At 40.1% G+C, this 18,667-nt stretch carries 20 protein-coding genes; 14 read left to right on the top strand and 6 right to left on the bottom strand.

Features of this window, described 5'->3' with window-relative positions; genetic code table 11:
• The first annotated feature begins 12 nt into the window (after window positions 1–12).
• From pdhA to KUV80_RS14680, 9 genes are all read left to right on the top strand, one after another.
• A complete protein-coding gene (gene pdhA / locus KUV80_RS14720; RefSeq protein WP_222463488.1) occupies window positions 13–1,077 on the top strand; it encodes a pyruvate dehydrogenase (acetyl-transferring) E1 component subunit alpha in 1,065 nt (354 codons plus the stop codon).
• Window positions 1,077–2,072 (top strand): alpha-ketoacid dehydrogenase subunit beta, encoded by a 996-nt coding sequence (locus tag KUV80_RS14715; protein WP_222463487.1) that lies wholly within the window; start codon window positions 1,077–1,079, stop codon window positions 2,070–2,072. The genes pdhA and KUV80_RS14715 overlap by 1 nt, the downstream gene beginning before the upstream one ends.
• 12 nt (window positions 2,073–2,084) lie before the next feature.
• Window positions 2,085–3,359, top strand: coding sequence for a dihydrolipoamide acetyltransferase family protein (locus tag KUV80_RS14710; protein ID WP_222463486.1), 1,275 nt, complete (start codon window positions 2,085–2,087; stop codon window positions 3,357–3,359).
• Entirely contained in the window at window positions 3,360–4,793 is a 1,434-nt protein-coding gene (lpdA, locus tag KUV80_RS14705) for a dihydrolipoyl dehydrogenase (protein WP_222463485.1), read from the top strand.
• Window positions 4,794–5,061: 268 nt separating this feature from the next.
• Window positions 5,062–6,126, top strand: coding sequence for an undecaprenyldiphospho-muramoylpentapeptide beta-N-acetylglucosaminyltransferase (locus tag KUV80_RS14700; RefSeq protein WP_222463484.1), 1,065 nt, complete (start codon window positions 5,062–5,064; stop codon window positions 6,124–6,126).
• A gap of 83 nt (window positions 6,127–6,209) precedes the next feature.
• On the top strand, window positions 6,210–6,938 hold the full coding sequence (locus KUV80_RS14695) for an AzlC family ABC transporter permease (protein ID WP_222463684.1): 729 nt from the start codon (window positions 6,210–6,212) through the stop codon (window positions 6,936–6,938).
• Window positions 6,928–7,233, top strand: coding sequence for an AzlD domain-containing protein (locus KUV80_RS14690; protein WP_222463483.1), 306 nt, complete (start codon window positions 6,928–6,930; stop codon window positions 7,231–7,233). The genes KUV80_RS14695 and KUV80_RS14690 overlap by 11 nt, the downstream gene beginning before the upstream one ends.
• A gap of 83 nt (window positions 7,234–7,316) precedes the next feature.
• Window positions 7,317–8,174: a Cof-type HAD-IIB family hydrolase gene (locus KUV80_RS14685; RefSeq protein ID WP_222463482.1), complete on the top strand. Its 858-nt coding sequence runs from the start codon at window positions 7,317–7,319 to the stop codon at window positions 8,172–8,174.
• Between the two features lie 156 nt (window positions 8,175–8,330).
• A complete protein-coding gene (locus tag KUV80_RS14680) occupies window positions 8,331–9,185 on the top strand; it encodes a glycerophosphodiester phosphodiesterase (RefSeq protein WP_222463481.1) in 855 nt (284 codons plus the stop codon).
• A 30-nt stretch (window positions 9,186–9,215) separates the two neighbouring features.
• Here KUV80_RS14680 and KUV80_RS14675 read toward each other — a convergent pair whose 3' ends face one another.
• The 4 genes from KUV80_RS14675 to KUV80_RS14660 form a co-directional block, all read right to left on the bottom strand.
• On the bottom strand, window positions 9,216–9,908 hold the full coding sequence (locus KUV80_RS14675; protein ID WP_222463480.1) for a YetF domain-containing protein: 693 nt from the start codon (window positions 9,906–9,908) through the stop codon (window positions 9,216–9,218).
• Window positions 9,909–10,001: 93 nt separating this feature from the next.
• On the bottom strand, window positions 10,002–11,051 hold the full coding sequence (locus KUV80_RS14670) for an ABC transporter permease (RefSeq protein ID WP_222463479.1): 1,050 nt from the start codon (window positions 11,049–11,051) through the stop codon (window positions 10,002–10,004).
• Window positions 11,041–11,925, bottom strand: coding sequence for an ABC transporter ATP-binding protein (locus KUV80_RS14665; RefSeq protein ID WP_222463478.1), 885 nt, complete (start codon window positions 11,923–11,925; stop codon window positions 11,041–11,043). The genes KUV80_RS14670 and KUV80_RS14665 overlap by 11 nt, the downstream gene beginning before the upstream one ends.
• The gene (locus tag KUV80_RS14660) at window positions 11,909–12,313 is read right to left on the bottom strand and encodes a GntR family transcriptional regulator (protein ID WP_246625234.1); all 405 of its coding nucleotides are present in this window, start codon (window positions 12,311–12,313) and stop codon (window positions 11,909–11,911) included. Before KUV80_RS14660 ends, KUV80_RS14665 begins: the two co-directional genes overlap by 17 nt.
• 142 nt (window positions 12,314–12,455) lie before the next feature.
• On the opposite strand from KUV80_RS14660, the gene KUV80_RS14655 reads away from it, so the two are divergent.
• Both KUV80_RS14655 and KUV80_RS14650 read left to right on the top strand, forming a co-directional pair.
• Window positions 12,456–13,283: an HAD family hydrolase gene (locus tag KUV80_RS14655; protein WP_222463477.1), complete on the top strand. Its 828-nt coding sequence runs from the start codon at window positions 12,456–12,458 to the stop codon at window positions 13,281–13,283.
• A 90-nt stretch (window positions 13,284–13,373) separates the two neighbouring features.
• Window positions 13,374–14,651 carry a M48 family metallopeptidase gene (locus KUV80_RS14650; protein ID WP_246625233.1) on the top strand — a complete coding sequence of 426 codons (1,278 nt, stop codon included), beginning with the start codon at window positions 13,374–13,376 and terminating at the stop codon, window positions 14,649–14,651.
• 64 nt (window positions 14,652–14,715) lie between these two features.
• On the opposite strand, the gene motB is transcribed toward KUV80_RS14650, so the two are convergent.
• On the bottom strand, window positions 14,716–15,489 hold the full coding sequence (motB, locus tag KUV80_RS14645; protein WP_222463476.1) for a flagellar motor protein MotB: 774 nt from the start codon (window positions 15,487–15,489) through the stop codon (window positions 14,716–14,718).
• Window positions 15,482–16,267 carry a flagellar motor stator protein MotA gene (gene motA, locus KUV80_RS14640; RefSeq protein WP_222463475.1) on the bottom strand — a complete coding sequence of 262 codons (786 nt, stop codon included), beginning with the start codon at window positions 16,265–16,267 and terminating at the stop codon, window positions 15,482–15,484. The genes motB and motA overlap by 8 nt, the downstream gene beginning before the upstream one ends.
• Window positions 16,268–16,496: 229 nt before the next feature.
• Here motA and KUV80_RS14635 point away from each other — a divergent pair, with 229 nt between their 5' ends.
• From KUV80_RS14635 to KUV80_RS14625, 3 genes are all read left to right on the top strand, one after another.
• Window positions 16,497–17,072, top strand: coding sequence for an RNA polymerase sigma factor (locus KUV80_RS14635; RefSeq protein WP_222463474.1), 576 nt, complete (start codon window positions 16,497–16,499; stop codon window positions 17,070–17,072).
• Window positions 17,050–17,814, top strand: coding sequence for an anti-sigma factor domain-containing protein (locus tag KUV80_RS14630; RefSeq protein WP_222463681.1), 765 nt, complete (start codon window positions 17,050–17,052; stop codon window positions 17,812–17,814). The genes KUV80_RS14635 and KUV80_RS14630 overlap by 23 nt, the downstream gene beginning before the upstream one ends.
• 274 nt (window positions 17,815–18,088) lie before the next feature.
• Window positions 18,089–18,643 carry a peroxiredoxin family protein gene (locus KUV80_RS14625; protein WP_246625232.1) on the top strand — a complete coding sequence of 185 codons (555 nt, stop codon included), beginning with the start codon at window positions 18,089–18,091 and terminating at the stop codon, window positions 18,641–18,643.
• Window positions 18,644–18,667: the final 24 nt, after the last annotated feature.

Genomic DNA, 18,667 nt, shown 5'->3' with positions numbered 1-18,667 from the left:
AGGGATTCTTTTATGGAAAAACTTTTTCCGAAGATGCAGATTATTAATGAAAACGGTGAGTGGACGGATGAAACATACCGTAGTGAGATTACCGAGGAACTAACGAAAGAACTGTATACCAAAATGCTTCGGTCCCGTCTTTTTGACCGTAAAGGCGTTAACCTTCAGCGGCAAGGACGAATTGGTACGTACGTCCCATTTGAAGGCCAGGAAGCTTCCCAGATCGGGAGCGCTTTGGCGATGGGAGAAGGTGACTGGATGTTCCCGACATATCGAGACCATGCAGCAACGATGACATTTGGCCACTCGTTAAAAACGCTTTTCCTTTATTGGAAAGGCCGTCAAGAAGGATGTGTTCCTCCAGCTGGGAAAAACATCTTTCCTCCAGCTGTACCCATTGCCTCACAGCTTCTTCATGCGACAGGAACAGCATGGGCTGAAAAGCTAAAAGGGACCGACCGTGCTTCCATTGTTTATTTTGGAGATGGTGCAACCTCTGAGGGCGATTTTCACGAAGGCTTGAACTTTGCGAGCGTGTTCAACGTACCTGTTGTCTTTTTTAATCAAAATAACGGCTTTGCCATTTCCGTTCCGATCGAAAAACAGATGAAAAGTAAAACGATCGCGCAAAAAGCGGTCGCTTACGAGATGGAAGGCATCCGTTTGGACGGAAATGATGTATTTGCGGTGTATTTCCATACAAGAACCGCAGTAGAGCGTGCACGTAAAGGAGAAGGACCAACACTGATCGAAGCATTAACTTGGCGTTATGGTGCGCATACCACGGCTGATGATCCTTCTAAATACAGAGACCAGAACGAATCAGCAATGCGACGTGAAAAAACGGATCCGCTTCTTCGTTTAGAGCGTTTTATGAAGAATGAAAGCATGTGGGATGAGAAGTGGGCTGAAGACCTTGAAGCATCCTTAACGGCTGAGATTGAAGAAGCGGTAAAAGAGATGGAAGAGATGCCTGCGCCACATTATAACGATATGTTTGATCATGTGTTTGCCCAAAATCCTTGGCCGATTGACAGCCAAAAAGAAGCATATGCACATTCAAGAGGTGATCGCTAATGACAACGCTAGTAGATACAAAAAAGTTAACGATGGTTCAAGCCGTAACTGACGGCATGAGAGTCATGATGAAAGAACACGAGAATGTAATTGTCCTTGGAGAAGACGTTGGGCAAAACGGCGGTGTGTTCCGTGCGACTGACGGTCTTGTTGCAGAATTTGGTGATCAAAGAGTAATAGATACGCCACTGGCAGAGTCTGGCATTATCGGAACATCTATCGGTCTAGCGATGAACGGATTTAAACCCATTGCAGAAATGCAGTTCTTGGGGTTCATCTATCCCGGATTCAATCAGATTATGACACACGCATCAAGAATTCGTGCAAGAACACTAGGCTCATTTACCGTACCGATGGTTATTCGTGCACCTTTTGGAGCAGGAGTTAGGGCACCTGAAATTCATTCCGATTCCGTGGAATCACTTTTTACAGGGATGCCTGGTATGAAGGTTGTTGTCCCTTCTAACCCCTATGACGCAAAAGGAATGCTGATCTCAGCGATTGAAGACCCAGACCCGGTTCTTTTCCTAGAGCCGATGCGCTGCTACAGAAGTACAAAAATGGATGTGCCTGACGGAAAGTACAATGTTCCACTAGGAAAGGCTGCTCGTCTGCAAGAAGGGGAAGATGTGAGTATCTTCGCATATGGAGCGATGATAGACGTCGTGACGAAAGCTGCGAAAACCGCTGAAGAAAAAGGAATTAAGTGTGATGTAATCGACCTTCGCACTTTGTATCCACTTGATAAGGACATGATTGCAGAAAGCGTTCAAAAAACCGGCCGTGCAGTTATTGTTCATGAAGCTCCAGGAACGGGCGGACTAGGAGAAACGATTCTATCACTCATTAACGATACGTCGTTCTTGCATATGAGAGCGCCAGTTGAACGTGTAACCGGATTTGATACACCTGTACCGATGTTTGCTCTAGAAGACCACTACCTGCCGAGTGCAGAACGTGTTGTACAAGCGATTGAGAAAGTCACTCAATTTTAGGAGGTGGAACATATGGTAGAAGTGAAACTGCATGATATAGGAGAAGGTATGCATGAAGGAGAAGTCATTCACTTTTTTGTAAAAGCGGGAGATACGGTAAAAGTCGATCAGCCGCTTGTTGAAGTACAAACAGACAAAGTGACAGCTGAACTTCCTTCACCTGCAGCCGGTACGATTAAAGATATAAAGGTGAAAGAAGGCGACGTTGTAACAGTAGGATCGGTCATTCTTACGATTGAAGCGGGTGCCTCTCAGTCAGGGAATAAAACAAAAGAAGAGCCAGTGAACGTTAAAGAACAGCCTGTTGTCGATAAAATTGTCGCATCGCCGAAAAATACGGTATTTACAGGCGGGATCGCTACTCTCAAGAAGCGGGTTCTTGCTGCACCATTCACGAGAAAAATCGCGCGTGAAAACGGAGTAGATATTGAGCAGATTGAAGGGTCAGGACCTGGGGGCCGTGTTACGGATCACGATGTATATCATTTTATAGAGAATGGTTCAGCACCAAAAACAGCAGAAAAGGCAGAGCATGCAGCAACTGAACCAATCACTACAGCTTCTTCCTATACTTCAAAAGATGCTGAAGAGATTCCTTTTAAAGGACGAAGAAAGCAGATCGCAAAGAAAATGGTACAATCTCTTGCAACCATTCCACATGTGACACATTTTGAGGAGATCGATGTAACTGCTGTAATGGAAATAAAAAAACAGCTCAAAACACTCGATCCAGAAAACAAACGCGGCATGAACGTGTCTGTTGCAGCTTTCTTTGTGAAAGCGATTCAGATTGCCCTGAAAGACTTCCCGATCTTTAATGCCAAGCTCGATGAAGAAAAGGAAGTGATCCGATTAGAGAAAAACGTCAATATCGGCATCGCGACAGACTCTGATGATGGTCTGATTGTGCCGGTTATCCATCATGTTGAACAGAGAAACGTCAGAGACATCGCAGTAGACATGAAGGATAAGATCAACCGTGCAAAAACGAATAAGCTTAAAGGGTCAGACATGACAGGCGGCACTTTTACGATTTCCAACGTTGGTCCGCTTGGATCTATTGCAGCCACCCCAATTATTAATCATCCTGAAGTGGCTCTGATGGCTTTTCATAAAACGAAGAAGACACCAGTTGTTGTTGGGAATGAGATTGTGATCCGTTCCATGATGAACGTTTCTATGTCGTTCGATCATCGTGTTGCTGACGGTGCAACGGCTGTTATGTTTACGAACCGAGTAAAAGAACTCATCGAGAACCCATACTTCATGACACTGGAGTTGATATAAATGGTTGTTGGCGATTTTGCGACTAAACGACAGCTTGTCATTATCGGAGGCGGACCAGGCGGGTATCATGCGGCTATTCGAGCCGCTCAGCTTGGGATGGAAGTTACATTGATAGAAAAAGAAAAGCTTGGCGGCGTTTGCCTTCATAAAGGCTGTATTCCTTCGAAAAGCTTGACCCAAACAGCAGCTAATTTTTGTGGGATATCGCAATATAAGCAGATGGGTATCTCAGTTGTGGAAGCAAGCTTCGAATATGAAACCTTCTCAAACTATTACACGAGTGTAGTAGCTGGTCTTCAAAAAGGGGTAGAAGCCTTAATAAAAGCCAATAAAATCGAGCATCTTACAGGATCAGCATCGTTTATGTCAGGTGAAAGAATTGGTATTGATTCTGGGCATCATTTTGAGATGTATGAATTTGAACATGCTTTAATCGCTACAGGAAGTACCCCGTTACTTCCGAAACAAGTCAAACCATCCAATCGGTTGATGACACCTCACACTTTATGGGAGCTGAATGAAATTCCAGAAAGCCTTGTCGTTTTTGGTCATGATTATTTTGCATTAGAAGCAGCCATGGCTTATAAACAGCTTGGCAGTGAGGTGACTTTGGTCAGTTCAGCTGATGGGTTTAACTTAGACGCTAGTCTTGAAAAAGAACTTCTACGAGTTTTAAAGAAAAATAAGATCAAAGTGTTTAAAAACCATCAGTGGGAGAGCGCTCGGGAATCATCGGAATCCATCACACTAGCGTTACTAAAAGAGCAGGATGAAAAGGTGTCAATCGAAGCCTCCCACGTTCTTTATGCAGGAGGCTACACCCCAAATGTTGAAGCGCTCGGTCTTGAGGCCATTGCTCTGGAACGTGATGAAAAGGGCTTTATTGTTGTAAACGAGCATAGCCAAACTAGCCTATCAAACATATACGCTGCGGGTGATTGTACGATCGGTATGAAACTCGCGTCAAAAGCGATCAAACAAGGAAAAACGGCAGCTGAACATATGATGGGGCAATCCTCAGCTTTTAACTTAAGCCTAGTCCCTTATGTGGTGCATACAAATCCTCCGATCGCATCTGTTGGAATGACAGAACAGGAAGCGATCAGTGAAGGATATGAAGTGAAAACGGGTCAGTTTTCGATGAACGGGAACGGTTTTGCCTCAATTCTTAACCAAAAAGAAGGCATAGCGAAGATGATTATTGATGCAAAAACTGATGTTATTCTAGGAATTCACATGATGGGTGCAGGCGCTGTTGAAATGATACAAGCGGGAACATACGCTTTAGAGATGGTAGCACGGGAAGAAGACCTTGCTTATCCCGTGTATGCACATCCCGCTCTAAACGAAGCGTGGCTTGAAGCAGTAGAAAGTGTGAGCGGCAAAGCCATTCACGTACCACCTGCACGTAAAAAAGAGAAAAGTTCTGTTTAATAGATAGAAAGAAAGCGGTCCAAATTGACCGCTTTTTTCTTTTAGAAAAAAAGAGTAGTCTGGACAATCAAAAAAATCCTTTGCCCATCAAACATGAATTTTCCTTATGAAAAAATTCTATAAATAAACCGAAATGAATACCTCAGTGAATGAATACTTCTGTCTGACATAGCTGCCATTTTCTTTTTTCAGCCACATATATTAAAATGTCGATAAGATAACATCCGGTTAAATACGGCCGGATATAAAAAGAAGTGAGGAATGCAGCTTGAGAAAATTAGTTTTAACAGGCGGTGGTTCAGCTGGGCATGTGACACCGCATCTTGCTTTAATACCAAAATTAGAAAAAATGGGTTGGGACCTGCATTATATCGGTTCTGTTGATGGAATAGAGAAAAGTTTAATAAAAGAAGGCACAAATGTTCCGTATTACGGAATTTCAAGCGGAAAGCTGCGCCGCTATTTTGATCTGAAGAATATAAAAGACCCTTTTAAAGTAGCAGCAGGGGTTGCCCAAGCTTATCTCAGGCTCGGAAAAATTAAGCCGGATGCGGTATTCTCTAAAGGAGGATTTGTAGCAGTTCCGGTCGTTATTGCAGCATGGTTGCGGAAAATTCCGGTTTACATCCACGAGTCTGATATAACACCAGGACTCGCTAACAAGATTTCATCCAAGTTTGCTTCTAAAATTTTTGTAACGTTTGATGAAGCGAAAAAACACTTTGCAGCAGGGCAAGCGATTGTTACAGGCTCACCGATCCGCGATGAACTGCTTCAAGGATCGAAAGAAAAGGGACTTACCTTTTTAGGTTTTAGGAATCATCTGCCTGTGTTAACGATTATGGGCGGAAGTTTAGGTGCCCGCAAAATTAATGAAGCATTAAGAGATGCCTTGCCAGAGTTGCTACGCTCTTATCAGATTGTTCACATTTGCGGGAAAGGGAACATGGATGAAATATTACAGCAAACAGAAGGTTATCGCCAGTTTGAGTATATTCAAGGTGAGCTGCCCGATGTTGTTGCGGCAACAGACTTTGTGATTTCACGCGCGGGCTCAAATAGTATCTTTGAGTGGCTGACGCTGAAGATTCCGATGTTGTTGATTCCACTAACGAGAGCTGCCAGCCGTGGGGATCAAATATTAAACGCTCAATCCTTCAAAAAGCAAGGATTTTGTCACGTTCTGTATGAAGAGGACTTAACAAAAGAAACACTACTTCATTCTCTAAAAGAACTAAAAGCAGAAAAAGAGAGCATGATGAAAAACATGGAGAAATTTCAAGCATCAGATAGTGTAGACCTTATTTTGCGAACGATAACAGGTGAGAAGTAAAAGCTTTGAAAATGATAGGGGTCTGTCCCCGGGACAGACCCCATACAATTTATACACAATTTAAAAACGGAGATGAGAAGACGATGCTGCCTAGTCCTGCGCTTCCAAAAGTACATACACCCGCCCAGTGGAAAAAGGGCCTAAAAGCAGGACTGCCTATTGCAATTGGTTACATGCCGATTGCTTTTACTTTTGGTCTGCTCGCAAAAGCGGCCGGATTGAGCCTGTTTGAGACCGTGGGCATGAGTGTCATTGTATTTGCGGGTGCTTCCCAATACATCGCGTTGTCTATGATTGCTGCAGCGAGTGGAGCAGCTGAACTTATCCTTACAACGTTTATCATGAATATTCGTCATCTATTAATGAGTGCCTCTTTAAACGAAAGAGCAGAAGATGATCCCAAATGGTTAAAAGCACTATACGCTTTTTTTATTACAGATGAGACGTTTTCTGTTGCAGCAACGTCTTTAGAAAAAAAGATAACGGGTAGTTATTTGTTAGGACTGGGGCTTGTTGCCTACAGCTGCTGGGTTGTTTTCTCAGGTGTAGGATACATCATGGGTTCAGGGTTACCTCCATCACTTCAAGCGAGTATGGGTATCGCCCTGTATGCCATGTTTATTGCCCTTCTCGTTCCTGCTGCTAAGAAAAGCCGTAAAGTGGTTGCACTTGCAGGGAGTGCAGCGGTTTTGAATTCTCTTTTTTCATTTATCCCTCTATTAAACGGTGGGTGGGGTATTATCTTATCAACATTGATCGCTGCTGTTTCAATAGAGTTTGTTATGAAAGGGGAGGAGCGGAATGAAGCTTGAGCTAATTTGGGTGATCATTGGAATGGGTCTAGTGACGTACATTCCGCGAATGCTTCCGCTCGTTTTATTTTATACGAACAACTTACATCCAAGGGTGCAAGGCATATTGAAAAATGTTCCTTTCGCCATACTTGGTGCCTTGATTTTTCCCGGGGTACTTCTAATTAATCCGGAATCTTATCTATATGGCGTGATAGGAGCAGCGGCAGCAATTATTGCAGCATGGCTCAACTTTAATGTTATAGTTGTTGTTCTATCTTCAATTTTCGTATTGTATGGTTACACCTTTTTATAATCACTCGAAAAAATAGGCGCATCGTTGAACCCTGACGGTTTTGGGTAAACTTATTAATGAACTAAGCAATAAAGGATGGTTTTATGAAATTAATCGCTACTGATATGGACGGAACACTTGTAGATAAACAATTAAAAGTAACAAAGGAAAACAGTAAGATCATTTTACAGGCTGTAAAAGATGGCCACCATGTTGTCATAGCAACAGGGCGTTCCTATGATGAGGCGCGCCATGCCCTAGAAGAGGCTGATTTACATCTTCCGCTTATATGTGTCAATGGTGCAGAAATCAGATCTGAAGCGTGGGAAATTTTATCCTCTATTCCTTTGCAGTCTTCACAATACGAAGAGATCAAAGAGATACTGGATGAAGAAGATATCTATTATGAATTGTATACAAGCAAAGGTACATTTACAGACAATCGTGAAAAAGCGTATGAAGTAATGAAAGACATCGTATTAACCTCTAATCCAGAGGCAACAGATGAAGATATCGAAAAAGCAGCATTGCGCCGGTTTCGATTAGGTCTTGTAAGTGTGGTGGAAGACTTCACGAAACTGTTTGACGATAAGGACCTGGAAGTATATAAATTTCTAGCTTTCTCAAGCGATAACGCCAAACTTCAGCGTGCTTTTCAACATCTAAAACGTGTTGATCAATTAGCAGTCAGTTCATCTGCTGATAATAACCTTGAGATCACACATAGTGAAGCACAAAAAGGCATTGCTCTTAAGAAATTTGCAGAACTAAAAGGAATTTCGTTAAAAAATACGATGGCTATCGGGGATAACTACAACGATGTATCGATGCTTGAAATTGCAGGATTTCCTGTAGCGATGGGGAATGCGGTAAAAGAGATTAAAGAGATGGCAGCATTTGTTACGAAAGAAAATGATCAGAGCGGTGTGGCATTCGCTATTCAAAAGTTTTTGGAAAAATAATAGGTGGACTTACAAAAGCTGGTTCGAATATGTCGAATCAGCTTCTTTTTGTTCTTAAACCTTTACATACCATTTACGTTGCTGTAAATGATTGTTCATTCTTCCTTGTTAAAGTGATTAAGTAGTTCACAGATAATAAAGGGAGAGTGAAACACCATGAAAAATCGTGTTAAAATGACTATTGGTGCTCTAGCATTAAGTCTATCCGTTATGGGATCAGGATTTGCTGCTGATGCATCTGAAAAAGATAAAGAAATTTTAAACGTTGCACACCGTGGAGCTTCTGGTCATGCACCTGAACATACGATTAAGTCTTATAAAATGGGTGAAAAGATGCATGGAGACTATATAGAAGTAGATCTTCAGATGACAAAAGATGGTCATCTCATCGCTATGCATGATGAAACATTAGACAGAACGACGAATGGTACGGGTCAAGTAAAAGATCATACACTTGAGGAAATTAAAAAGCTGGATGCAGGAAGCTGGTTCAATGAGAAATATCCAGAAAAAGCTAAACCTGGATACGTTGGGCTTAAAGTTCCTACATTAGAAGAAGTGTTCCAAAAGTTCGGAAAAAATGCGAACTATTACATTGAAACAAAATCACCAGAAGTTTACCCGGGAATGGAAGAAGCCCTTGTTAGTTTAGTAAACAAATATGGAATCAACAAAGACACGCTGCTTGTTCAATCGTTCAGCCCGGCAAGTTTAACAAAGATGAACCAAATTGATCCATCTGTAAAGTTAGTGCAGCTTATGTGGTATACATCACCTGCAGCAATTTCTGATGCTGAGCTAGAGGCTATCAAAAAGTACGCGATTGGAATCGGTCCAAACAGCTCGATGATTGACCAGGCATATGTACAAAAAACCGTGCAAAATGGACTTGAGATCCATCCTTATACAGTTAATGAGAAAGAAGAAATGAAAAAGCTGATCCAATGGGGCGTTACTGGAATATTTACAAACTTCCCAGACCTTCTGCATGAAGTGAAAAAAGGAAGATAAAGGAAGATGAATGAAAGCAGCTGAAAACTATCAGCTGCTTTTTTCTTTTTTTACAAAGAAGACTTTGCCTTCTTCCGTTAATTGAGCAAAATAAACTTCATCTATATGCTGTAATCCTGCAGTTTTTAATTGTTCATGAAGCCATTCATCTGTTAAATTAAATTCTTTAAAAGGATGAGCAATCTTTTTTCCATTGCTGATAAGCATTGTTGGAATGAATTTCGGTACTCTTGGCTCAATTTGTAAGTCCTCTTTTGTAACAGAAGCATTGAGAGGCTTCTTCAGAACACTTAATTGACCATTTCGTTCCATAATCGCATATTCCACTTCTTGAATGTCAAAGACAGAATGAATCCTAAGTAGCATCAATAAGTCGTCCATGGTCAACTGAAGCTTCTTGATTTCTTTTTGCCTGATCTGTCCTTTTTTAATTAAGATGACTGGCTCACCATTCGTAAGCTTTCTTGCTTTTTGGGAGTGGCGATTTATGAACTCTATACAGAAAACCGATAATGCCCAAAAACTTAAAGCTGATAGACTTTCCAATACGGTGATTTCTTTATGAACCACCATGTCACCCACGATGTTTCCCATCGCAATGCCTGTTGCATAGTTAAAGAAGGTAAGTTCGCCAAGCTGCTTCTTACCCAACAACCTTGTTAAAAATAGCAAAAATGCAAACCCTAAAACCGTTCTAAAGATTGTAATGAGTATCCCTTCCATTGTAAGCCCTCTTTCGAAACTTCTCATTCTAAAGGATGCCCAATAGTTGCGAGGACAAACAAAAAGAGCGGAAAGAATCCGCTCCTAAAAAAATTATCTTGATAATCGCAGTCCAATGATTTTTCGTAATAGAATATAAGATAAAATTCCGCCTATTCCAGCTGAAACATAGTAGCCGATAAGGGAAGGCGTATTATTAGAATTAAACAAGCCCCCTCCTGCCATACCAAATGCTAATGCAAAACAGAGTACGACTCCAAAGCTGAAAAACCCTTTTCCTTTTTCAAAAACAAGCAATCTTCCGTTGTTCTCGTTTTTTGAACGGGTAAATAGCCAAATCCCGAGAGGAAACGTAATGATCATATAAAGAAGTGGAGAAAGGAAAACGAAAGGGTTAGGCATATTTGTGTAACTGTTTGAAACGCTATCATCAAGATTCGTAAAATAACTAAACTCATAAACTGGGATTGGTAAGGTCGCTGCCGACATAAAATCTCCAAACGAATGTAAGGGATCGTGCAAATCATAAACCTCATTAATTTGAACGCCATGGTACGTTAAGAACGTTCCGATCAACCAAAAGAATCCGATTGGGAACCATAAAAAAATGACACTCAGTAAAAATTGGGAGACCATACTTCCCGCGATCGTTCCAATAAACAGACAGAACGTAAAGATAGCGATGGAGAAAGGAATGACCAAGATCATAAATTCTAACAAAAAAGAAGCATCAACCATTTCTGAAAGTATCGTAAATTTTACGATAACCATACATAATAGCAAATTAAGCAAAATGCTAGTTGTAATATGAACAATGCCAAACATCCATTTTGATAGAAAAATGTCTTTACGTTTGAAAGGAAGCGCAAAAGTTAGATCGGTAGAATGGGTAGTCCGTTCCTGGCCGATAAGTAATGTGGCCAATCCAACTATGATAAAAGATAGAAATAAGGCAAGTTCTCTTCCATGAAAGCTAAAGTTTAAAAACATTCCTTCATCAGCAAAATGCTCTGCCTGAGATTGTAAATTTTGTGCACTCCCAAAAAACGAAATGGGCATGAAAAAGAAAAGAGAGAGATAAACAGCCCAAACCGCTGGACCTCCAATTTTTTGATTACGCATCCATAGTGCTTTATGAAACATGTGATTCCCCTCCGAGCGATGAAATAAAGATATCTTCAAGTGTTAAAGGAAGCTCTTCAAGTAATAATGGTTTTTCTTCATGCATGGCAGCGAGTGTTGCCTCAATATTTCCTTTGATCATCAACGTGTACACTCTGCCTGTTTGAGAGAGAATGGAAACAGAATTCAGAATTGCGATTTTCTCCGGCAAAGCTTGCTTGTATACGACTTGAACTTTCCGGTACGATGTTTTCGCATCTTCAATGGATGTTGTCGATTCAATTTTTCCTTCTTTCATCATGATGAGGACATCCGCTATTTTTTCAACTTCTTCAAGATGATGGGTTGAGATCAGCACACAAAGCTGCCGCTCGCTTACTTCTTCAATAATAAACTGAAGGATGCTTCTTTTTACGATGGGATCTAGCCCGTTTGTAGGTTCGTCTAGAATAATAAACTCTGCTTTTGTTGAGAAAGAAAGAAGGATAAGAAATAAAGCCTTCATCCCTTTTGAATACGTTCTGAGTTTTTTATTTTTAGGCAGTTTAAAACGATCCATCAGTGAGTAGAAATACATCACATCAAAATCTTTATAAATCGCATCATATAGCATGACAATTTCTTTTACATTGTAAGACTTTAAGATTTCCGTAGAATCAGGAACATAGGTCAGCTTCTGTTTGACTTCCGGATTTATATGGATGTCTCTTTCTTGAAAACTCACATGTCCATGATCAGGATCTAGAATGCCAGCGAGCGTTCGAAGCAGTGTGGATTTGCCAACACCATTTCGTCCAACAATTCCAGCAATCGTTCCAGGCTGTAACGTCATGTTCACATCCTCTAAAACAAACCGGCCATCTATCTTCTTGCTGACATTACTCACTTTCAGCATGATCGTTTTTCCCTCCAAGCTCTTTTGAATATTTCTTCATCCATTCTGATAACGTAAGGTGATCGATGCCTAAATAAGAAGCATCAATAACCAGTTGTTTGAGCTGCTGTTTCATTTCTTGAATTTTTTGCTCATCTTGTCTAGGGGTAAAAGAGGCAGATACGAAAGTTCCTTTTCCCCGCAATGTTTCTATAATCCCTTGTCGTTCTAATTCCTGATACGCTTTGCTTACTGTATTTGGATTGATTAAGAGAGTTGCTGATAATTCTCTAACCGAAGGCAACTTATCTTCTGGCAACAAAATTTCCTTCAAAATCAGTTCTTTAATTTGATGGACAACTTGTTCCCATATGGGTGTATTGCTTCGGGGATCTAAATTCAAAATCATTTTATCCCACCTTTAAATACTATATGTGTATTAATGTGTATAGTACACTTTTAACATACAAGATTAGTAAAATCCTGTCAACGGTCTTCCCTTTACTTTTTTAAAAGGAGAAATCTAAAATGATAAAAGGAGGGATGCTATTTTGAGAAATATCATTGATGATGCAAAGTTATTACTATTTGATTTGGACGGGACACTTTATGAAGACACCGATCATTTTGATTATTATTGCAGACTGATGCAGAAGAGAGTACCTGAAGAAAAGAGTCAAGCGTTTTGGGATACTTATGAAAGTATGAAGAACGGAACTCACCCTGTTGCGATCGGTAAGGTGTATGATATACAAAATGATACGAGCGTTTCGGTAGATCCTATGAGCCTTCAGGTAACAAAAGTCACTTCCTTCGATGGAGAAGAGTGGACGGAGGAGCAAATAAAGAAAGAATACAGAGGAGATCTGGTATATGATTTTGAACGTCTGATAGCCATTGGAGATGGCTGGTGGCTGCCTTATGCGACTGCTATGCATTATGGTTTAAAGCAAAGCGACACGTGGGAATGCTATAACGCGACAAAAGAATATATGGTAACAGACCATTTTCAATTAACGAAAACACCAGGTTTAAAGCAAGCTTTGCTTCGTTTAAAGCAAACAAAAAAACTGGTTCTCTTAACCAACAGCGAAAGAGAGGATGTTCAGAGACTTTTACATGAGCTTGAACTTGATGGAATCTTTCATGCCCTTCACACAGAAGGACAAAAACCATTAAAGACGAAAGAAAAAATAGAAAACATTCTAAATGAGTATCAGATCAACCCTCATGAGGCAGTTTCCATTGGGGATAATTTTATGAACGAAATCGCACCTGCTCTGCTGATGGGGTTAAAGGCGATCTATATTCAGCAGAACAAACATGAGGTACAGCATGAGAACTTGTTGGTTATCCGTACATTAGCGAACGCTTTCTAAGGAGATTTTCGAAAATATATCTTAAAGCTTGTTCTAATTTGGACAAATTGCCCTACACTTTATAGTAGGTATTAAAGGGGGGCATACGTTTTGAAAAAATCCATGTTATTTTTGGTGGGGTTCGCAATTTATGGAGCGTTAATGTGGTACTACCTCTTCCAAGGAGCTGAATCGGCACTTCCGGTACATTTAAAAGGATCTGCTGCAGACCCAGCGATGTTTATGACCGATCGGGAACTGGAGTTGAGTACTGATTTCTCGAGAATTAAAGATTTTCTATACTTTATATCTGTGCCTCTTGAATGGTTGATCTATCTGTTTGTGTTAGGTTTTGGCCTGTCAGGCTGGTTTCGTAAAGCGTCGAGTGGGTTAACGAAATTTTCAATTGTTCATACAGGCGTTTACGTACTGTTATTATCGTTTGTAAGCTGGCTTTTAACGTTTCCGTTACGCTACTACAGTTTTACCATTTCCAAATCATATAAAATTTCTGTACAGTCGTTTCACAGCTGGATGAGAGATGGGCTCGTTGACTTTTGGATCAGCTGGGTATTAACAACGCTTATGGTCGCAGTCATGTACTGGCTCATCAAACGGAACGAAAAGAGATGGTGGCTCTATGCCTGGCTATTATCTATTCCGTTTACCCTGTTCCTTTATTTTATTCAGCCTGTTGTGATCGATCCGTTGTATAACAAGTTTTATCCGCTTCAGGATGAAGTATTAAAAGAAAAGATTCTTGATATTGCTGATAAAGCGGATATACCAGCTGAAAATGTGTATGAAGTGAACATGTCAGAAAAAACGAATGCATTGAATGCTTACGTTAACGGAATCGGTTCTAATCTTAGAATCGTCCTATGGGATACCACATTAAATAAGTTAACGGATAATCAAGTATTGTTCGTTATGGCACATGAAATCGGCCATTATGTGATGGACCATCTATATTGGAACTTACTATCATCGATTGTGTTATCTTTCTTGGGCCTATGGCTTGGAAATATGATTTATCGCAGATGGGTAGAAAAGTACGGAAAAACGTGGGGGATAAAAGGGGTAGGAGACCTTGCTGCATTACCGGCTCTGCTCTTAATTTTCTCACTATTAAGTTTCGCTGTATCTCCCATTGAAAATGCTGTGTCAAGAAAAGCAGAAAGAGATGCTGATCTTTATGCGATTCAGATGACAAAAAACCAAGAGGCTGCAGTAGGGGCTTTTCAGGAATTGGCTACTGTTTCATTAAGTGAAGTAAACCCGCCTAAGATTGTTAAATGGTTTTTGTACGGTCATCCTACAATGCTTGAACGTATCCATTTTTTAGAGAGCTTTAATACGAGCAATACCATCCAAAAAGAACAAAAATAAAAAGGAAGCGGGCTCAATCTGTGGTCAATAACCACGATTAGGAGCCTGCTTCTTTTTTTATCCGTTATTTTACTGCTTGTAAGCTCACATTTGGCAACACTAAAACTTCAACTCGGCGATTTTTAGCTCTGCCATCAGCTGTTTTGTTATCTGCTTTCGGCCTGTACTCTCCATAACCGCTGGCACTTACTTGCTGCGGTTTTAGTGCAGGATTCTCGAGCAAAACCCGCATAAAGTTGATGCCGCGAAGGGCACTAAGTTCCCAGTTTGATTGGAAACTTGCCGTGCTGATCGGTATATTGTCGGTATGACCGGCAATCACAATGTTTCTTGGAGGGTTCGTAACGAGCAGGTCTGAAAGCTTTTTACCGATCTCTCTAGAGCCTGGTTTTACGGTTGCACTGCCTGAATCAAATAAAGCATTGTCTAAAATGGTGATTAAGAGCCCGTTTTCTGTTAATTGGGTCTGAAGACTTGTAGTAAGATTATTGGCTTGAATATAGGCATTAATTCTTTTTTGTAAATTCTCTAAGGCTTCTAATTCTTTCTTTGCTTCTTCAAGCCGCTCTTTCTCTTCTTTTGAAATAACGTCTTGCTGAGCATCCGGTACCGGAGTAGAGTCAGGTGTTGGGATGGGTGCTTGTTCTTCTAGGACTCCCGTTCCGCTTGTGAATTCGTTTCGAAACGCACTAGCCATCTGTTCAAATTTTTTAGCATCAATTTCACTCATTGCAAACAAAACAATAAAAAGAGCAAGAAGCAATGTAAGCATGTCTGCATAAGGTATGAGCCATGTTTCATCTACATGTTCTTCATGATGTTTGTGTTTTTTAGCCAACTGTACCACCCGCTTTATATTGATCGCGTTCACTAGTCGGAATATAGGTTAAGAGTTTTTCTTCTAAAATTTTGGGTGAAGTTCCATCTTGAATGGATAAGAGACCTTCGATCATAATTTCTTTGATCATCACTTCTTTTTTTGATTTGCGTTTTAGCTTATTCGCGAAAGGATGCCATAGTACATATCCGGAAAATATCCCAAACAGAGTTGCGATAAAGGCAGCTGATATCGCATGACCAAGTGCTGTAATATCATTCATGTTACTTAAAGCTGCAACAAGACCAACAACCGCTCCTAATACTCCAAGAGTTGGAGCATATGTACCTGCTTGGGTGAAAATCGTGGCATTGCTTGCATGGCGGTCTTCCATGGTTTCTAGGTCTTTCATGAGTACGTCTTTAATAAATTCTGGCGGCTGACCATCAACAATCATCTTAATACCTTGCTGCAGGAAGGGATCGTCAACTTCATCTGCTTTTGGTTCAAGAGCGAGCAAGCCTTCTTTTCTCGCTATTGTAGCCCATTCAATAAAGACAGATACAAGCTCCTTCATATCAATCAGATTTTGTTCTTTAAACAATATTTTAAACAGAGTCGGTATGTTCTTTACTTCATTCATTGGAAATGCAATTAAAATGGCTGCAGCAGTACCTGCAAAAATAATTAATAATGCTGCCGGGTTTAGTAATGATACCGGGCTTACTCCCTTTAATACCATTCCTACACCAATAGCAATAATTCCGAGTATAACCCCTATAAAACTTGTGCGATCCATTTTGGTGTTCCTCACTTTATCTTTTAATTTCTAAATACATTTATCTGTAAGTGTTAGATATTCTTTTATATCGGAAAGAATAGGGGAAACTTAATGAAAAATGATGGAAAAAGTAGTGATCCAAATGATTCATACATACGTAAGCTTTATACATCCATCATAATAAAAGACAAATACTGCCTCATTTTGTTATTATGTAACTATTCTGTGTGCAGTAAAGGAGACAAAGATGGGTAGACTTTCTGATTGGGAACTTTATCTACAAGTTCAAGAAGAAAATAAAGAAGCCCTTGAACGGTTATATGACCGCTATGAAAAACTGTTGTTTTCTTTTTCATATAAAATGGTGAAGCAAAAGGAAATGGCTGAAGAGGCTGTTCAGGATGTTTTTATGAAACTGTGGCGGAAAAAAGGGATCTATACAGAGGAAAAAGGGAAATTTTCTTCATGGATATTAACAGTTACGAGAAATGCCTGTATTGATTTAATACGCAAACAAAATAAAAATGAAGTCGAAATACTAGAGAGAGATATCGATTATGAGCGTGCTGAAAGTGTAGAAGAGACCGTTACCTGGAATGAGGAAAGAACATTGCTGAAAGAAGCGGTAGCTACATTAACGGAAGAGCAGCAAGATATTGTCGATCTGTTCTACTTTAGAGGGTATTCACAGGCCGATATTGCTGATAAGAAAAATCTTCCTCTTGGCACTGTTAAAGGAAGAGTACGGCTTGCACTGAAACATTTGAGGAAGATTTATTCAGATGAGAGGGGGGATAAATATGGAGCAGAAAAAATGCGATAACCTGCTGGATTACTTTAATGACAAGTTAGTGGGAAGAGAAAAAGAAGAATTTGAAGCTCATTTAAATCAATGTCCTGAATGTCAGGAAGAATTAGCCGAATGGCAAGAGCTCACAGCCGATCTTCCATATTTATCAGAAGAAGTAGAGCCTCCCCTCGGAATGAAGGAACGTATATTGTTCAACGTTACATCTGATAAAAAAGATGGTACAGCTGTAGATCATGATAAACCGATCAACCAGAAAAACAAATCAGCTGAAACGGTTTCTGTATCACCTATTCGTAGAAAGAGACCAAGAACATGGATAACTGGCTTGCTTGCAGCAGGACTTCTTTTATCGCTTGGTACAAATGCTTATTTATTTATTGAAAATGATAAGAATGAACAAGCAATAGAAGAGCCAATAAATAAAACGTTTAAAACCGTACAGCTTGCTTCTGAAGAAACGAAATCAACAGGCGTAGCCTCCATGGTACAAGATGATCAAACGATGAAGCTTGTTGTGCATACAAATAATATGACACAAGTACAAGGAACTGAAACGTACCAAGTTTGGCTCATTGAAGGAGACAAGAAATTCAGAGCTGGAACCTTTACTCCTGATGAGAATGGAAATGGTGCTGTTGTCTTTCCTGTAACATTCCCTGGTGAGCACAATTGGGATGCTGTAGCTATTTCACACGAACCTACGCCAGATAGCAAACAGCCAAAAGGTACGATCGTCATGGCTTCTGAATTATAAATGCCTGCAGAAACAACAACTTACAACTTAAGTTGTTGTTTTTTTAAAGGCTTCTTCCTAAAGGCTGTAGTAGCATACATAGTTTCTCGTCTAAAGTAGTTCATTTATGCTCCAGGTTGCTCGCTTTCCACAGGGCGACGAAAACCAACTGCTTTCAACTACTTTAAAGAGCGACATAGTTTACGTAAACAGGCTTTTAGAAAGAAGTTGGACCCTTTGCGGTAAGAACAGCATTTCTTCTATACTAAGAAAAAAAAGAAAAGAGGGATCTTCATTGAAACTAAAACCAGTATTGATCATCATAGTCTTTGCAGCCCTTATAGGTCTTGCCTTATATACAACTCAAAAAGAGAATGAGGAAGCAGAATCACGAAACGAGACGTCCTCAGAAAATCAAACAGGATTAAAACCTGGCAGTTTAGCTCCTGATTTTACACTGAATACGTTGGATGGAAATTCACTTTCTCTGAAGGATTTGAGAGGAAAAAAAGTGATAGTAAACTTCTGGGCTACTTGGTGTCCTCCTTGCCGAGAAGAGATGCCGGAAATGCAGCGTTTTTATAATGATTTTAAACAAAAAGATGTTGAAATCGTAGCAATTAACTTAGCGTATTCTGAAACAAAACCAGAAAAAATTCGTGAATTTGTTGAAGAATATCAGCTCACATTTCCGATTCCTTTGGATGAGAAGAACACCATTGGAAAACAGTTTCGAGCTGTTTCGATTCCAACAAGTTATTTTATAGACACACAAGGAATAATCAGAAAAATGCACATAGGTCCTATGAACTATGATTTTTTGGAGGAAGAAATCAACAGTATGAAATAACAGCGTATGTTATAAAGCTTTTGT

It is taken from the genome of Fictibacillus nanhaiensis, from assembly GCF_019801215.1.
Classification (GTDB): Bacteria; Bacillota; Bacilli; order Bacillales; family Fictibacillaceae; genus Fictibacillus; species Fictibacillus nanhaiensis_C.
Note: the sequence above shows the minus strand (reverse complement) of the source record. Positions and strands in the feature narration are given on the sequence as shown.

Bases quoted from the DNA above. Each gene is read 5' to 3' on its own strand.
- pdhA (WP_222463488.1), top strand. From the start codon at position 13: ATGGAAAAACTTTTTCCGAAGATGCAGATTATTAATGAAAACGGTGAG.
- KUV80_RS14715 (WP_222463487.1), top strand. From the start codon at position 1,077: ATGACAACGCTAGTAGATACAAAAAAGTTAACGATGGTTCAAGCCGTA.
- KUV80_RS14710 (WP_222463486.1), top strand. From the start codon at position 2,085: ATGGTAGAAGTGAAACTGCATGATATAGGAGAAGGTATGCATGAAGGA.
- lpdA (WP_222463485.1), top strand. From the start codon at position 3,360: ATGGTTGTTGGCGATTTTGCGACTAAACGACAGCTTGTCATTATCGGA.
- KUV80_RS14695 (WP_222463684.1), top strand. From the start codon at position 6,210: ATGCTGCCTAGTCCTGCGCTTCCAAAAGTACATACACCCGCCCAGTGG.
- KUV80_RS14690 (WP_222463483.1), top strand. From the start codon at position 6,928: ATGAAGCTTGAGCTAATTTGGGTGATCATTGGAATGGGTCTAGTGACG.
- KUV80_RS14685 (WP_222463482.1), top strand. From the start codon at position 7,317: ATGAAATTAATCGCTACTGATATGGACGGAACACTTGTAGATAAACAA.
- KUV80_RS14680 (WP_222463481.1), top strand. From the start codon at position 8,331: ATGAAAAATCGTGTTAAAATGACTATTGGTGCTCTAGCATTAAGTCTA.
- KUV80_RS14675 (WP_222463480.1), bottom strand. From the start codon at position 9,908: ATGGAAGGGATACTCATTACAATCTTTAGAACGGTTTTAGGGTTTGCA.
- KUV80_RS14670 (WP_222463479.1), bottom strand. From the start codon at position 11,051: ATGTTTCATAAAGCACTATGGATGCGTAATCAAAAAATTGGAGGTCCA.
- KUV80_RS14665 (WP_222463478.1), bottom strand. From the start codon at position 11,925: ATGCTGAAAGTGAGTAATGTCAGCAAGAAGATAGATGGCCGGTTTGTT.
- KUV80_RS14660 (WP_246625234.1), bottom strand. From the start codon at position 12,313: ATGATTTTGAATTTAGATCCCCGAAGCAATACACCCATATGGGAACAA.
- motA (WP_222463475.1), bottom strand. From the start codon at position 16,267: ATGGATCGCACAAGTTTTATAGGGGTTATACTCGGAATTATTGCTATT.
- KUV80_RS14635 (WP_222463474.1), top strand. From the start codon at position 16,497: ATGGGTAGACTTTCTGATTGGGAACTTTATCTACAAGTTCAAGAAGAA.
- KUV80_RS14630 (WP_222463681.1), top strand. From the start codon at position 17,050: ATGGAGCAGAAAAAATGCGATAACCTGCTGGATTACTTTAATGACAAG.